The 14997-nt window shown below is 62.1% G+C and carries 13 protein-coding genes and 1 riboswitch; of the genes, 11 read left to right on the top strand and 2 right to left on the bottom strand.

Annotated elements, in window-relative coordinates; all coding sequences use genetic code 11:
• The first annotated feature begins 124 nt into the window (after nucleotides 1-124).
• From QN224_RS16810 to QN224_RS16835, 6 genes are all read left to right on the top strand, one after another.
• Nucleotides 125-1000, top strand: a complete 876-nt coding sequence (locus QN224_RS16810) for an ABC transporter permease subunit (protein ID WP_173509708.1) — start codon at nucleotides 125-127, stop codon at nucleotides 998-1000.
• A complete protein-coding gene (locus tag QN224_RS16815; protein ID WP_283977616.1) occupies nucleotides 997-1785 on the top strand; it encodes an ABC transporter permease in 789 nt (262 codons plus the stop codon). Before QN224_RS16810 ends, QN224_RS16815 begins: the two co-directional genes overlap by 4 nt.
• 4 nt (nucleotides 1786-1789) lie before the next feature.
• Nucleotides 1790-2851 (top strand): ABC transporter ATP-binding protein, encoded by a 1062-nt coding sequence (locus tag QN224_RS16820; protein ID WP_283977617.1) that lies wholly within the window; start codon nucleotides 1790-1792, stop codon nucleotides 2849-2851.
• A 122-nt stretch (nucleotides 2852-2973) separates the two neighbouring features.
• A riboswitch (FMN riboswitch) is annotated at nucleotides 2974-3147 on the top strand.
• A 90-nt stretch (nucleotides 3148-3237) separates the two neighbouring features.
• Complete coding sequence (locus QN224_RS16825) at nucleotides 3238-3711, top strand: 6,7-dimethyl-8-ribityllumazine synthase (protein ID WP_283977618.1); 474 nt, start codon at nucleotides 3238-3240, stop codon at nucleotides 3709-3711.
• 198 nt (nucleotides 3712-3909) lie between these two features.
• Nucleotides 3910-4794 carry an AraC family transcriptional regulator gene (locus QN224_RS16830; RefSeq protein ID WP_283977619.1) on the top strand — a complete coding sequence of 295 codons (885 nt, stop codon included), beginning with the start codon at nucleotides 3910-3912 and terminating at the stop codon, nucleotides 4792-4794.
• Between the two features lie 185 nt (nucleotides 4795-4979).
• The gene (locus tag QN224_RS16835) at nucleotides 4980-7205 is read left to right on the top strand and encodes a TonB-dependent siderophore receptor (protein WP_283977620.1); all 2226 of its coding nucleotides are present in this window, start codon (nucleotides 4980-4982) and stop codon (nucleotides 7203-7205) included.
• Nucleotides 7206-7304: 99 nt separating this feature from the next.
• On the opposite strand, the gene QN224_RS16840 is transcribed toward QN224_RS16835, so the two are convergent.
• Together QN224_RS16840 and QN224_RS16845 are read right to left on the bottom strand one after the other, a co-directional pair.
• A complete protein-coding gene (locus tag QN224_RS16840) occupies nucleotides 7305-8582 on the bottom strand; it encodes a low temperature requirement protein A (RefSeq protein WP_283977621.1) in 1278 nt (425 codons plus the stop codon).
• Nucleotides 8583-8787: 205 nt separating this feature from the next.
• Entirely contained in the window at nucleotides 8788-9591 is an 804-nt protein-coding gene (locus QN224_RS16845) for a LuxR C-terminal-related transcriptional regulator (RefSeq protein WP_283977622.1), read from the bottom strand.
• Between the two features lie 186 nt (nucleotides 9592-9777).
• Here QN224_RS16845 and QN224_RS16850 point away from each other — a divergent pair, with 186 nt between their 5' ends.
• From QN224_RS16850 to QN224_RS16870, 5 genes are all read left to right on the top strand, one after another.
• Entirely contained in the window at nucleotides 9778-10857 is a 1080-nt protein-coding gene (locus QN224_RS16850; protein WP_283977623.1) for an ABC transporter ATP-binding protein, read from the top strand.
• A gap of 51 nt (nucleotides 10858-10908) precedes the next feature.
• Nucleotides 10909-12069: a spermidine/putrescine ABC transporter substrate-binding protein gene (locus QN224_RS16855; RefSeq protein WP_283977624.1), complete on the top strand. Its 1161-nt coding sequence runs from the start codon at nucleotides 10909-10911 to the stop codon at nucleotides 12067-12069.
• 216 nt (nucleotides 12070-12285) lie between these two features.
• Nucleotides 12286-13152 (top strand): ABC transporter permease, encoded by an 867-nt coding sequence (locus QN224_RS16860; RefSeq protein WP_283977625.1) that lies wholly within the window; start codon nucleotides 12286-12288, stop codon nucleotides 13150-13152.
• Nucleotides 13152-13970, top strand: a complete 819-nt coding sequence (locus tag QN224_RS16865; RefSeq protein ID WP_283977626.1) for an ABC transporter permease — start codon at nucleotides 13152-13154, stop codon at nucleotides 13968-13970. Before QN224_RS16860 ends, QN224_RS16865 begins: the two co-directional genes overlap by 1 nt.
• Before the next feature lie 4 nt (nucleotides 13971-13974).
• Nucleotides 13975-14736 carry an SDR family oxidoreductase gene (locus QN224_RS16870; protein WP_283977627.1) on the top strand — a complete coding sequence of 254 codons (762 nt, stop codon included), beginning with the start codon at nucleotides 13975-13977 and terminating at the stop codon, nucleotides 14734-14736.
• The last annotated feature ends 261 nt before the right edge of the window (nucleotides 14737-14997 follow it).

Here is a 14997-nt window from a genome sequence, read left to right on the forward strand (position 1 = left end):
CAAACGCAAAGGTCGCCGTGGCACTTTGAATGCTGCATGGCTTTGTCCTAAATCGTTCCGATTTAAGGAGCCATGCAGTGGGCGGGGAGGCATTTCTTTTCCGATGCCGGGACAACCGAACCAAATGAGCACCGTTGCAACGCCCTTGATCAGCAGACGCGCCATCATCGATTGGCTCGGCATTGCGCCCTTCATGATTTTCGCGCTCATGTTCCTGGTGGTGCCGACACTCTATCTCGTTACCGGCGCCTTCCTGACGCCGGAAGGCGAATTCACCTTCAAGAACCTCGCCGATCTCTTCACGCCCTCGATCCTCAGCGCCTACTGGATCTCGATCCGGGTATCGGTCGCTTCGTCGCTCGGGGGAGCGCTGATCGGCTTCTTCCTCGCCTGGGCTGTCGTGCTCGGCGGCGTGCCGACCTGGGTCCGGTCCGGCCTTCTCACCTTTTCCGGCGTCGCCTCGAACTTCGCCGGCGTGCCGCTCGCCTTTGCCTTTCTGGCGACGCTCGGCCGGACCGGCCTTGTCACGGTTTTCCTGCGCGACTGGTTCGGCTTCAATCTCTACTCGACCGGTTTCAATCTCCTGAGTTTCTTCGGTCTCACCATCACCTACATGTATTTCCAGATCCCGCTGATGGTGCTCATCCTGACGCCGGCGCTCGATGGCTTGAAGAAGGAGTGGCGTGAAGCCTCCGAGATCCTCGGCGCCTCGACGTGGCAATACTGGCGCATGGTGGCCCTGCCGATCCTCTGGCCGAGCTTGCTCGGCACGACGCTTCTACTTTTCGCCAACGCCTTCGGCGCCATCGCAACGGCTTACGCGCTGACCGGCAGCTCGCTCAACATCGTGCCGATCCTGCTCTATGCGCAGATCCGCGGCGACGTGCTGCACAACCCCAATCTTGGCTATGCGCTGGCGCTCGGCATGATCGTCATCACCGGCATCTCCAACATTCTCTACATCTGGCTGCGGATGCGCGCCGAACGGTGGCAGAAATGAAAGCACAACGCCTCGGCGCCTGGATCGCCATCGCCATCGGAGCGAGCTACTTCATCATTCCGCTGCTCGGCACACTGGAATTCTCGCTGCGCATGCGCCGCGGCGAATATTCCTTCGACGCCTACCAGTCGGTTTTCGCTGATATCCAGTTCCGCGAGACCTTCGGCTATTCGATGCTGATGGCGCTGTTGACCATCATCTTCGGCATGCTGCTCGTCGTGCCGACCGCCTACTGGGTGCGGCTGCGCCTGCCGCAGGTCCGCCCGGTCGTCGAATTCATCACGCTGCTGCCGCTCGTCATTCCGGCGATCGTCATCGTCTTCGGCTATCTGCGCCTTTACAACTCCTCCTCGGTGCTGCCGCTGACCGGCTCGACCTCGGGGACGAATGCGCTCCTGATGTTTTCCTACATGACGCTGTCGCTTCCCTACATGTATCGCGCGGTCGATACAGCTATGCGGGCGATCGACGTCAGGACGCTGACGGAAGCGGCCGAGAGCCTTGGCGCCAAATGGCCGACGATCCTCTTCCGCTGCATCTTCCCGAACGTGATGAGCGGCGTGCTGTCCGGCTCCTTCATCACCTTCGCGATCGTGATGGGTGAGTTCACCATGGCAGCGCTGCTCAACCGACCGGCATTCGGCCCGTACCTGCAGCTCGTCGGAGCCAACAAGGCCTACGAACCCTCCGCGCTCGCCGTTATCGCGTTTGCCATCACATGGCTCAGCATGGGTCTGATCCAGCTCGTCTCCCGTTTCCAGAAATCCGCTCCGGCCAAGGCTTGATCACATGGCATTCCTGACACTGACCAACATCCAGAAGTCCTTCGGCCCGGTTCAGGTCGTGCACAACTTCAACATGGGCATCAACAAGGGCGAGTTCGTTTCCTTTCTCGGGCCCTCCGGCTGCGGCAAGACCACGATCCTGCGGATGATTGCCGGCTTCGAGACCCCGTCCGGCGGCTCCGTCATCATCGACGGCAAGAACCAGGGCTCACTGAAGCCGAACCAGCGCAATATCGGCATGGTGTTTCAGGCCTATGCGCTGTTCCCGAACATGAACGTGCATGACAACGTCGCCTTCGGCCTCAAGGTCGCGGGCGCTTCCAAAGCGGAAATTGATCAACGGGTGAAGCAGATGCTCGGGCTCATCAAGCTCGAGCACCTGGCGGACCGCTTCCCCTATCAATTATCCGGCGGCCAGCAGCAACGCGTGGCGCTTGCCCGCGCGCTTGCGGTCAAGCCGCAAGTGCTGCTGCTCGACGAGCCCCTCTCCGCCCTCGACGCAAAGATCCGCGTGTCGCTGCGCGAAGAGATCCGGCAGATCCAGCAGCAGCTCGGCATTACCACCGTCTTCGTGACGCACGACCAGGAGGAGGCGCTGTCGATCTCCGACCGCATCGTCGTCATGAACGCCGGCCACGCCGACCAGATCGGCACCCCCTTCGAGATCTACAACACGCCGGCAACCCGTTTCGTCGCGTCTTTCGTCGGCACGCTGAACATCATCGAGGGCAAGGTCGCAGACCCCTCCGCCGGCGCAGTCACCATTGGCGGCCAGAGGATTTCGCTGAAGGAGTCGATCGCCGGCCTGAAGGGCGGCGACAGCATCTCGCTTGCACTGCGCCCGGAAGCGGGCTCGATTGCCGAAGGCGCCAGGGGCGATACCGCGCTTATCGGCGAAGTCGTCTCCACGAGCTTCCTCGGCTCGGTCATCCGGACAAGACTGCGTGTCGGCAGCGACATCATCTCAGTCGACACGTTCAACGACCCCGGTCTCACGCTGCCGGTCTCGGGTGAAAACGTCACCCTGCGCTTCGCCGCCAAGGACCTGCTCGTCATCCGTGAATAGGGGCCGCTGATTGCCGGAATGAATTGTTCGGCAACACGCCCGCTTTCGAAAAATCTGTCGCGTTTTTTCGCTTCCGCGTCGTTGCGCGCGTTTGACCGCCACCGGCCGTTCTATATAGTCGCAAGCGTTCTCAGGGCGGGGCGAAATTCCCCACCGGCGGTAGCGATCATCCGATCGAAGCCCGCGAGCGCTTCGGAAGCCGCGTGTCCAATTGGACGCACAAAGTTGTTCGAAGGTCAGCAGATCCGGTCGAACTCCGGAGCCGACGGTTACAGTCCGGATGGAAGAGAGCAAGCAGGAGCGGAGTCCCTTCCGGGCTCTCCGCGCGTGCATGTTCGCCCGACGGGATCATTGGAAAAACGCCAAACCCTGAAAGGCTTGAGACCATGACCATTCTTTCCCAACCCTCCGCCAGAATTGCAATCGTCCGCGCCCGCTGGCACGCCGATATCGTCGACCGGTGTGTCGATGCTTTCGTCGCGCAGTGGGCGAAGCTCGGGGGCAATGCGGCCGACGTCGAGATCTTCGACGTCCCGGGTGCTCTCGAAATCCCGCTTCATGCACAGACGCTCGCCAGGACCGGCCGCTATTCGGCGATTCTCGGTACGGCCTTCGTGGTCGACGGCGGCATCTATCGCCACGACTTCGTCGCCGGCACCGTGCTCGACGGCATGATGCGGGTGCAGCTCGACACTGATGTGCCGGTTCTTTCCGCCGTGCTCACCCCGCACAACTTCCAGGAAAGCGAACCCCTGATCGCCTTCTTCCGCGACCATTTCGTCGTCAAGGGCGAAGAGGCCGCCAATGCCTGCGCCCAGATCCTCGACGCCCGCGCCAAGCTCGCATTGATCGACGCCTGACAACGACCTTTGCAGTCATGAGCAGGGGCGCGACCGGCGGCGGTCGTGCCCCTGCTGCATGTTTCATTGAATCGGAGCGATGCAACGCAATCGGCGCGATTGAAAATCCCGATCTCCTGCAGTATGGAAACTTGACTATAAGATGAAAGATTAAGAACTGCGCCGGGGCCGAAGGCCCCTGCTCACGGGAATGCGACGATGACATTTCAGCCGCGCATGCAAAACAAGATCAGCGGTTTCTCTGTCATAGGCGGGCTGCACCGGCGTCATTGGAACGGCGTTGTCGCCGATGTGTGGGATGTCGAGTGCGTTCCTCACGCCGGAGGATATTACGTCGCGGAAGATCCGCGTATGTTTATCGTGCTCGACGCCAGGGGCGGAGGCAATTGCCGCGTCAAGCTAGCCTCGAACGGCAGAAGCACCGTCCAGAACTATCATCGGCAGGCCCTCTCCTACATACCGGCCGGCGTGGAGCTCTGGACCGATGTCGTCGATATCCAATACCTGCGGCATCTCGACCTGCATTTCGATGTCGATGTGCTCAGCCGCCGCCTGATGGAAGATCTCCACCCCAGCGCGATCGAAACGCCGCGGCTGATGTTCCAGGACCCTCGTTTTCTCCAGCTTGCAGAATTGATCGCCGCCGAATGCCTCAATCCGCAGCCGCTGCACGACCTCTACGGCGACGGGCTGACGCTGGCGCTGTTCATCGACCTGATGAAGATCAACCGGAGCGCCGGTCGCAAGCGCAGCCAGCTGGCGGCCTGGCAGCTGCGCCGCGCGGTGGACTACATCGGGGAGAACGTCGCCCGCAACGTCCGGCTGGAAGAACTGGCGAACCTCACCGGCCTATCGCAATCGCATTTCAGCCACGCCTTCAAGGCATCGACCGGCATGGCGCCGCATCAGTGGCAGACAAGCGCCCGGATCGAACGCGCAAAAGAGATGCTGCTTGAGAACAACGCATCGCTGACCACAGTGGCGGCGGAAACAGGTTTCGCCGATCAGGCACACTTCACCCGCGTGTTCCGCAAGACGGTCGGCACGACGCCGGCGCTCTGGAAAAAGAGCCGTCTCTCCTGACGAGATAGTGCCCGCGCTGCCTGTGTGCGGTGCGAAATTTGCCCAGGATCGTTCAATTTTCCAGAGTCCGGACAAGCCCGGCCGGCATACTTGAGATAAACGCTCATCTTATCAAGGTGAAGACTGGCCGTGCCGCGTTCTCCGGGGACGGGGCGCCGGACGGCTGATTTCGGGGCAGAAGTACGATGCAAAGCAATGGCAGCGGGGCGCGTTTGAAGGACCTATTGGCAGGCGGGGCGGCATTTGCCGCACTGCTGATCGCCAGTACGGCGCAGGCTCAGGACGGCAGCGCCACCGAGCTTGAAAGATTGGTGGTCGAAGGCGGGGCGCAGGCGAACGGCAGCGCCACCGGCCCGGTTGACGGGTACGTGGCCAAGGCGACCGCAACCGGGTCGAAGACCGCCACGCCGCTGAGCGAAATCCCCCAGTCGGTCTCCGTCGTCGGTCGCGAGGAAATGGACGATCGCGCCGTGGTCAACAAGGTCGATGAAGCCTTGCGCTATACGCCCGGCGTCATGGCCGCGCCCTTCGGCGTCGACGCCGATACGGACTGGTTCTATATCCGCGGCTTCGATGCGGCACAGACCGGCGTTTTTCTCGACGGGCTCTCCCTCTTCAGCTACGCATTCGGCAACTTCCAGATCGACCCCTTCATGCTGGAGCGGATCGAGGTGCTGAAGGGGCCGGCCTCCGTGCTCTATGGCGGCGCCAATCCGGGCGGCATCATCAATCTGATCAGCAAGCGGCCGCTTGACGAGCCGCTCTACTACACGGAAGTTGGCATCAACAGTGATGGCAACGCCTTCACCGGCTTCGATGTCAACGACCGGCTGACCGAAGATGGGACCGTTCGCTACCGTCTGACCGGCAAGATCGCCGGCGGCGACAATTACTCGGATTTCTCCGAAGACCTGCGGGGCTTCATCCTGCCGCAAGTGACCTATGCCCCTGATGACGCGACCAGCCTGACGGTATTCGGACTGCTGCAAGGGCTTGACCAGATCCATGTCGGCAACGGCTTCCTGCCCTATGTTGGAACGGTGGTCGACGCCCCCTTCGGCAAGATCGACCGGGATGCCTACTTCGGCGAACCCGATATCGACGAGGGAACCTATGCCCAGCAGATGCTCGGTTATGAGTTCAAGCACGATTTCGACAATGGCTGGACCTTTACCCAGAACGCGCGCTACGCCCATCTGCACAAGCACGAGCGGTACCCATACCCCTACGGCTATGTCGGCCCGGGCTTTGGCAATGTCGAGCCCATCGGTCCGGACTACCTTCTGAACCGCATCGGCTTCGAGGCGACGTCGAAGGTCGACAGCTTCTCGATCGACAACCGGGCGGAGACAGATTTCGATCTCGGCGCCACGAATCACACTTTCCTCGCCGGGCTCGACTACAAATACTACCGCCTCGATCACATCGGGGCATCGGGAGGCGCTACGCCGATCAGCCCCACCGATCCGGTCTACGGTGTGCCCCAGGGGCCGACGGCCGTCTATGTCAACCAGGTCTTCACACAGCAGCAGATCGGCATCTATGCCCAGGATCAGGTACGCTTCGGCGACGGCTGGCTCGTAACGCTCAATGGGCGCTACGACTATGTCGATACCGACCTCAAGAACGGCGCTACGGCCTGGGCCGGAGCTTCCAACTTCGGATATGACGACGGCGCGCTCAGCGGCCGGGCCGGCCTCGCTTACGAGTTCGACAACGGCTTCACGCCCTATGTGAGCGTCGCGACCTTCTTCAACCCTCTCGTGGGCTCACGCGACTCGAACCCTGATCCTGCGGTCACGACTTTGGTGCCTCTGAAGCCCGAAGAAGGCTACCAGTATGAAGCGGGAATCAAATACGAGCCGACGTTTATCGACGGATTGTTCACCGCCTCCATCTTCGAGATAACCAAGCAGAACGTCCAGGTGACTGAGCCCATCCTTGGGGTCTCCACCCAACTCGGCGAGGTGCGCTCCCGTGGAGTCGAGCTTGAAGGCAAGATCAACCTTGATGAGAACTGGAAGGTCATTTCCGCTTTCAGCTATACCGATCTCGAGATCACGGAAGACACCAACCCGTCGCTGCTCGGCAAGTCGCCCTATCTCATACCCGAAACGCAGGCTGCCCTGTGGCTCGACTACACGGTGACCAGCGGTGCGTTCGAAGGCATGAGCCTCGGCGCAGGCGTCCGTTACCAGGGCGAATCCTGGGCAGATGCGGAAAATACGAAGAAGGTGCCGGACGCCACCCTCGTCGATGCTGCGATCCGCTATGAGAAGAACGATTGGGCCGCCTCGCTCAACGTCGCCAACCTCTTCGACAAGGAATATGTCAAAGGATGCCAGGGACTCCTTACCTGCGGCTACGGTGAAGGCCGGACGATCACGCTAAAGCTCAGCAAGACGTGGTAAGCGCTGTTGAATCGCCTCGTGAAGCGCTTGAATCGGATCGTCAGGCGCCTCACGCAAAGCCTTGATGCGACTTAGGCAATTGCATGCCGAAGCAGGACCTCAATGCGCGCTCTGCCCGCCACCGAGCGCGCGTTCGAGTGCCCGAGCTTTATGCCGATGGCCGGCGCGTTCGTAACCTATGACGGTGATCACCGGCGCGAACATCAGGATGATAAGGCAGATCGCCATGTCGATGCCCGCCATTGCCGCCCCCACCGATGCGGCCAGCACGAGGACCGTCGCGCAGAACTGCCAGACGTGGCGACGCTCCATCGCTCTGACCAGATAGACGTACATGGCGTAGATCAAGCCTATGTAGACCGCGACGGGAACGGCAACGGTCAACACCGTCGCGACGGACGAGATATGCGCCTTGTGCTCGATATAGTAGGCAGCGACGTGCAGCCCGGCGCCCGTCGCCACGATTGCGGCGAAGATCAGCATGTGCCCGTAACCCCAGACGAAGGCGCGCTTGCGAAACTTGTGAAGGATTTCCGCGCTCGGGAGCGTGAAATAGATCCACCACATGCCGAAGGTCAGGCCGGTACCGGCGATGCAGACAAGCGCCACGTCAAGGTTCCATCCCTGCCCCTCGACCACCGCCGTGACCGAGGCGACCGTTCCGACCACCCCTTCGCCGAGCGCGATGATGGCGAGCAGGCCGTAGCGCTCGGCGATGTGGTGCGCATGCCACGGCGTTCCGCCCTGCCGCGACTCCGCGATCACTGGCCCCGCCATTTCGATCGCCGTCAGCACGACCACGAACGCAAGCGTCACCAGCAGGGAGAAATCGATGAAGATCAGCACGATCCAGCCAATCTGGGCGATGGAGACCGCTGTGGCGTAGGTGGTGCAGGCCTTACGACGGGGCGGATCCTGTCGGGCCGCCCTGAGCCACTGAAACACCATGGCGATCCGCATCACGACATAGCCTAGCACCATGATGCGATTGTCGAGATATTCTCCCTTGTCGATCGAATCGAACATCGGCGGCAGCCCGATGGCGAGAATGAGGACGCCGGCCATCTGCACCATGGTCACGCAGCGAAATGCCCAATCGTCGGTATCATAGGCGGAAGCGAACCAGGAGAAATTCACCCAGGCCCAGCAGATCGCGAAACTCGCGAAGCCGAAGCCGATCAGACCGGCTTTGAAATGTCCCTCGGCGAGGAGATGAGCGAGCTGCGCGGCAGCAAGACTGAAAGCGATGACGAAGGTCAGGTCGAAGAGCAGCTCCAGCGGCGTGGCGGCGCGATGCCCCTCGTGCGGATCCCGCCCGCTCATCCTGGCGACATGATGGGCAATCGAATGCGGCTTGGGCCGCGGGCTCTCGGACATTGAAGCGCTCCGGCTCTTCTACGGCGCCGTGCGTCCTTTCAGACGCGCAAAGATCGCTGTAGCACTTTGAATTGCTGCGCGTTTCCTCCTTAAATCGGTTCCGATTCAAGGAGACATGCAGAAGGGAATGCGACCATCCTCGATTATTCATCGGAAACCAGTCAAGGCCGCACATTTGAAATGGCGTCGAAACGCGTGTAACGCCTCAATGGCCGAGATTCTTGATGTAGAGCGAAAGAAGCTGGGTCTGCGAGGAGATGCCTAGCTTGCGATAGACATTGCGCCGGTGAACCTTGACCGTTCCGGTCGAGATGCCGAGCTTGAGGCCGATCGATTCCGACGAATGCCCCTGGAGCACCAGCTCGATGATCGCAGCCTCCCTATCCGTCAGGTTCAGATGTTGCCAGACGCCATCGGCGGGCGGATGCGACGCCTTGCGGCGGCTCCGTCCCGTTTTCGCCAGCGCCGCGTCGAAGCGGCGGCCGAGATCGGCCCAGTGGTGGCGCACCAGCGCCGCCACCAGCGGCTCGGCTTTCTTGAGAAGCGCGAATTCCGCCGCGCTGAAGGTGCCGGTCGCCTCGCGCCGCATCAGCGAGAGAACGACGGTGATCTGATCGCTGATCGGCACAAAGAAGCCGATCTCCTCCGCGAGCCCTGTCTGAACATAGTAGGTCCGATAGTATTCGCTGGAGAAGAACCGATCGGGCGCAAGCTCCCGCATCCGCCAGACGCCAGGCTTCGGTGCGCATGCGGCATGATAGAAGGGATCGAGTAGATAGGGCCCGGCCTGATAGAGGCTGACGAAGAGGACATGGTCCTTCGCGTCGAAGGTGCTGTAGAGATCGATCGGGCGCTCCTTGCCGCGATAGGCGAAGACGACGACATAGTCGAAATTCATCAGCGTCGACATCAGCCGGCGAAATGCGCCGCCGACGGCCCCATCGTCCATCGGCATACCGTCGATCAAGGGTGCGACTGCCTGAAAAAGTCCATCGAGGTCGATACTCAAATCGCGCTCCCGGCCGATTTTCCCGCTTCGGGGTATACTCCTTCCACAGGGCAATCCGGGTTGAAATACCTCTCTTGGGGTATATACCGGCGCGGCCGCCTTTGACTAGGCTGCATGGTAATAGCGGCGGGAAGAAGCGGCGTAAGAACCGCAAGCGATCTCCAAAGATAACCGCAGGGAACAAACGTGACATCCGCTTCGACGAACGACATCGAATTCCGTTCGGTCGCCAAACGCTATGGCAGCGTGACGGCAGTCTCGGACATCAACCTCGCGGTGCCCAAGGGCGCCTTCGTAGCGCTGCTTGGCCCCTCCGGCTGCGGCAAGACGACGTGCCTGCGCATGATCGGCGGCTTCGAGCAACCGAGTGAGGGCACGGTCTATGTCGGGGGCCAGCCGATGAACGGCGTGCCTGCCTATCGGCGGCCGGTCAACATGGTGTTCCAGCAATATGCGCTGTTCCCGCACCTCGATGTAGAACAGAACGTCGCCTATGGCCTGAAGCAGATGCGCCCGCGCATCGCCGCCGACGAAATTGCCCGCCGGGCGCAGGAGGCACTGGAGATGGTTCGCCTCGGCGGCTTCGGCAAGCGCCGCATCCACGAAATGTCCGGTGGCCAGCAGCAGCGCGTCGCGCTTGCCCGCGCCATTGTCAACAAGCCGAAGGTGCTACTTCTCGACGAGCCGCTTGCCGCTCTCGACAAGAAGCTGCGGACGGCCATGCAGATCGAGCTCCAGAGTCTGCAGCGCGAACTCGGCATCACCTTCGTGCTGGTCACCCACGACCAGGAAGAGGCGCTGTCCCTGAGCGATCCCGTCTGCGTCATGAGCACCGGCCGCATCGTCCAGAGCGGGCCGCCGGAGGAGATATACGACCGCCCGGCGAGCCTCTTCGTCGCCGACTTCGTCGGCAAGACCAATCGCATCGCAGCCACGATCGACGCGGGCACGAATTCGATCCGGCTGGCGAACGGCGTCGGCCTTGCGAAACCGGCGAGCGCAAACGGTACGCTCGGCGCGGCCATGGTTGCACTCCGCCCGGAAGCGATCAGCCTCGTCCGCAATGGGAGAGCGACGCTTCAAGGCACCGTGACGCACCGCATCTTCCTGGGCTCGTCGGTCGAATATTCGGTCGAGGTCGATGGCCTCGGCGACTTCCTGGTGACTGCCGACCGCCGGAGCCTCAACGAAAACGATCTCGCGGAACCCGGCGAAAGAATCGGGCTCGCCTTCGACCCGAACGCGCTTCACGTCTTCCCGGCCTGAGCTGCCGGATCTGCTGCCATCACTGCACGTCAACGATAAGGGAACAGCATCATGACCAAGTGGTACAGAGAGAATGCCCCGATTACCGCCGACAAGCTTGCCGACGAGTTGATGCGTCTGAAGCGCGGTTCGGTCACCCGCCGGCACTTCCTCGGCGTTACCGGCCTCGGCCTTGCGACCGCCGTCTTCGCACGCCAGCCCGGGCTCTTTAATTCCACCGCCCTCGCCGGCGATCTCGGCACACAGATGTCGATCGCGACCTGGCCGAACTACCACGACCCCGCCACCTTCGAGGCCTTTACGGCCGCGACCGGCGTTGCCGTCGAGGTCAATGTCTTCGGCTCGAACGAGGAAATGCTGGCGAAGCTCCAGGCGGGCGGCACCGGCTGGGATCTCTTCGTTCCGACGAACTACACGATATCGACCTATGTGAAGCTCGGCCTCATCGACGAGCTGGACATGTCCAAGCTGCCGAAATACGACGCCTCGACCGAGACCGCGCGCTTCACCAACGAAGGCATCATCGACGGCAAGACCTATGCCGTGCCGAAGAACTGGGGCACGACCGGCATCGCGGTGAACTCTTCCAAGATCAAGGCGCCGGTCACGAGCTGGAAGGAGTTCTTCGACGTGGCGATGACCGAGGCGGACGGCCGCGCCATGGTGCACGACTACCAGCTCACCACCATCGGCAATGCGCTCGTCTCGCTCGGCTACTCCTTCAACTCCGTCAAGCCGGACGAACTTGCCAAGGCCGAGGAACTCCTGATCAAGGTGAAGCCGCATCTTTATGCGATCAACAGCGATTACCAGCCATCGATGCGCGCGACCGACGCCTGGATGACCATGTGCTGGACCAATGACGGCGCCCAACTCAACCGGGACATGCCGGAAATCCAGTTCGTGCTCGGCAAGGACGGCGGCGAGATCTGGTCGGATTTCTATGCGATCCCGAAGAGTGCGGCCAACAAGGCCGCCGGCTATGCGCTGCTCAACTACCTGATGACGCCGGAAAACGCCGTCAAGGAACACATCGCCAACGGCGCACCGACGACCGACAGTCGCGTCCTGAAGCTGCTGCCGGCCGAGGTAACCTCGAACAAGATCGTCTATCCGGATGAAGCGGCGCTCACGCCGCTCGAATTCGGCGCCGCCGTGACGCTGACCGACCCTGGCCGCGCCGAGCTGATGGCGCGCTTCAAGTCGGCGTGAGCGAGAATAGGGCGCGTTTGCCCCTCATCCCGCTGCCGCGACCTTCTCCCCGTTCTGACGGGGAGAAGGGACAAGCCGCGAGAGCCCTCTTCACGCCAGCGACGAGAGGAAACGAAGCGGCGCGACGAGTCCCCTTCGCCCCGCTTGCGGGGAGAAGGTGGCCGGCAGGCCGGATGAGGGGCTTTTGATCTAAGTGCATTCTGACGGACCAACCTCATGCAAGCGGCAATGAATACGAAGAGAAACCTGGTGACGGCGGCGCTGGTGGCGCCGGCGGCGGCGTGGCTTTCGGTCTTTCTCGTACTCCCCTTCATCGCCATGCTGGTCTTTGCCTTCGGCGAACGCGCGCCGGAGGGTGGTTATCAGGCCGCCTTCACCTTCGCGCAGTTCGCCAACCTGCCAACGCGGGCGGCAGCCTTCTGGAATACGCTGGTGCTGGCGCCCGCCGGCGCCCTGCTCTGCCTGCTGGTCGCCTATCCCGTCGCCTATTACCTCGCCGTCAAAGCGAACCCACGCCATCGCCTCATCCTCGTTTCGCTTGTGGTCGTGCCGTTCTGGACAAGCCTGCTCGTGCGCACCTACGCATGGATGTACATCCTCGGTTCGCGCGGCATTCCCAATCTGCTCTCGATGATCGGCATCGAGGATGTTCGTATGCTGAACACGCCAGGCGCCGTGCTGCTCGGCATCGTCTATGGCTACCTGCCGCTGATGATCATGCCGATCTATGTAAGCCTGGAAAAGCTCGACCGCCGGCTCTTGGAGGCCTCCGCCGATCTCGGCGCCAAACCGGTCTCCACCTTCTTCGGCGTCACCTTGCCGCTTTCGCTACCCGGTGTGATGACCGGCGTCGCGCTCGTCACCATCCTGCTGCTCGGCGAGTACCTGATCCCGCAGCTCCTCGGCGGCGGCAAGGTCTTCTTCATCGGCAATGCGCTGGTCGACCTCTTCCTGCAATCGCGCAACTGGCCTTTCGGGTCCGCGATCGCCGTCACGCTCGTCGCCGTGGTCGTCGTGGTGCTGATGGTGGCGATGCGGATCGCCTGGAAGGTCGCCGGCACAAGACAGGTGGATCTCGTCTGATGCGCGCCTTCGTCTTCTCCGTCTATCTCTTTCTCTACGCCCCGATCGCGCTGGTCGTGCTGTTCTCCTTCAATGCCGGCCGCAATGCGAGCGAGTTCACAGGCTTCTCGACAGCCTGGTATGGCAAGGCCCTCGGCAATACGTTCTTGGTCGCAGCCCTGCAAAACAGCCTGATGATCGCCTTTACGAGTGCTGCGCTCGCCGCCATCTTCGGCACGATGGCAGCACTCGGGATGGAGCGGCTCGGCACGCGCACACGCGCCGTCTTCGATGCCCTGTTCGCTGCGGCGATCGTCGTGCCAGGCGTCGTCATCGGCATTGCCACGCTGGTTGCGTTGGTCGCCGTCTTCTCCTTTGTCAATCCGGCGCTCGCAACCATCTGGCCGAGCGATCAGCCACCGCAGCTCGGTCTCGGCTACGGCTCTATCATCGCCGCCCACGGTCTCTTCTCGATGGCGCTGGTGACCATGATCGTCAAGGCGCGGATCGCGAGCCTAGGCCGCGACATCGTCGAGGCGTCGAGCGACCTCTACGCGATGCCACTCACCACCTTCCGCCTGATCGTGCTGCCGCAGATCCTGCCGTCGATCCTCGCCGGCTTCCTGCTCGCCTTCACCTTCTCCTTCGACGATTTCATCATCGCCTTCTTCGTCGCGGGTTCGAAGACGACCCTGCCGATCTACGTCTTCGCCTCGATCCGTCGCGGCGTGACGCCGGAAATCAACGCGATCGCGACCTTGGTACTGGTCGCCTCGCTGCTCCTGATCCTGACAGCGCGCGTCCTCATGCGCGAAAAGAAAAGCAAATCCGGGGAGTGAAACAATGATCCTGAAAGACCGGGTCGCGATCGTCACCGGAGCAGGCTCCGGCATCGGTCAGGCGGGCGCCGCCATCATGGCACGCGAAGGCGCCCATGTCGTTGTCGTCGACCGCAGCCTCGCGGCCGCTGAAGCAACCGTCGGAGCGATCACAGCAAAGGGAGGCAGCGCCGAGGCGCTCCCACTAGATGTCACCGACGACGTGGCGCTATCGGACGGCATCGCTGACATTCTCTACCGCCACGGCCGCATCGACATCCTGCATAATCATGCCGGCGCGCAGGTGGCCGGCGACCTCGAGGAAGTCGAAGTGGCAGGCTTCGATCGCTCCTGGAGCCTCAATGTCCGCGCCCACTTCATGGCCGCGCGTCTCGTCATACCGTCGATGAAGGCGGCAGGCAGCGGCGTGATCGTCAATACGTCCTCCTCCTCCGGCGTGCTCTACGATCGCGAGATGATCGCCTATACGACGACCAAACACGCCGTCATCGCCATGACGCGGCAGATGGCCGGCGACTATGCGAAATACGGCATCAGGGTGAACGCGCTCTGCCCCGGCTGGGTGGATACGCCCTTCAACGAACCCTTCATCGCCCAGATGGGCGGACGGAGTGCGATCGAGGCCTATATCCGCGAGAAGGTGCCGCTCGGCCGCTGGGCGAGCGTCGACGAAATCGCCGAGTCGATCCTCTTCCTGGTCTCGGATCGATCTTCCTACATGACCGGGCAGATACTTGTGGTCGATGGAGGGGAGACGGTGGTCTGATTTTCAGACGCACACGGCTAAAGCCCATCGCTCCGATGCCGCTGGCGAGGCCTTAAATGGGGCAACGTGGCCGCCCGCCCCCTCCTCATTCCTGTGCTTGTCAGAGGAATCCAGCCACGGCGCGTCCGCGCCGTGAATGACTCGCTGCAGGACAGGACAGAGTCTCCCGCGCCGCCGACGCGGCGCCACTGGATCCCTGTGACAAGTGTCCGCCATGTCCCCGGGCTAAACACTTGTCACAGGGATGAGGGTCGGCATGTG

It is taken from the genome of Sinorhizobium sp. 7-81 (assembly GCF_030124405.1).
In the GTDB taxonomy this organism is placed as follows: Bacteria; Pseudomonadota; Alphaproteobacteria; order Rhizobiales; family Rhizobiaceae; genus Sinorhizobium; species Sinorhizobium psoraleae.

Coding starts and splice junctions, on each gene's coding strand:
- QN224_RS16820 (WP_283977617.1), top strand. CDS start 1,790: ATGGCATTCCTGACACTGACCAACATCCAGAAGTCCTTCGGCCCGGTT.
- QN224_RS16865 (WP_283977626.1), top strand. CDS start 13,152: ATGCGCGCCTTCGTCTTCTCCGTCTATCTCTTTCTCTACGCCCCGATC.
- QN224_RS16870 (WP_283977627.1), top strand. CDS start 13,975: ATGATCCTGAAAGACCGGGTCGCGATCGTCACCGGAGCAGGCTCCGGC.
- QN224_RS16840 (WP_283977621.1), bottom strand. CDS start 8,582: ATGTCCGAGAGCCCGCGGCCCAAGCCGCATTCGATTGCCCATCATGTC.
- QN224_RS16815 (WP_283977616.1), top strand. CDS start 997: ATGAAAGCACAACGCCTCGGCGCCTGGATCGCCATCGCCATCGGAGCG.
- QN224_RS16835 (WP_283977620.1), top strand. CDS start 4,980: ATGCAAAGCAATGGCAGCGGGGCGCGTTTGAAGGACCTATTGGCAGGC.
- QN224_RS16810 (WP_173509708.1), top strand. CDS start 125: ATGAGCACCGTTGCAACGCCCTTGATCAGCAGACGCGCCATCATCGAT.
- QN224_RS16830 (WP_283977619.1), top strand. CDS start 3,910: ATGACATTTCAGCCGCGCATGCAAAACAAGATCAGCGGTTTCTCTGTC.
- QN224_RS16855 (WP_283977624.1), top strand. CDS start 10,909: ATGACCAAGTGGTACAGAGAGAATGCCCCGATTACCGCCGACAAGCTT.
- QN224_RS16860 (WP_283977625.1), top strand. CDS start 12,286: ATGCAAGCGGCAATGAATACGAAGAGAAACCTGGTGACGGCGGCGCTG.
- QN224_RS16825 (WP_283977618.1), top strand. CDS start 3,238: ATGACCATTCTTTCCCAACCCTCCGCCAGAATTGCAATCGTCCGCGCC.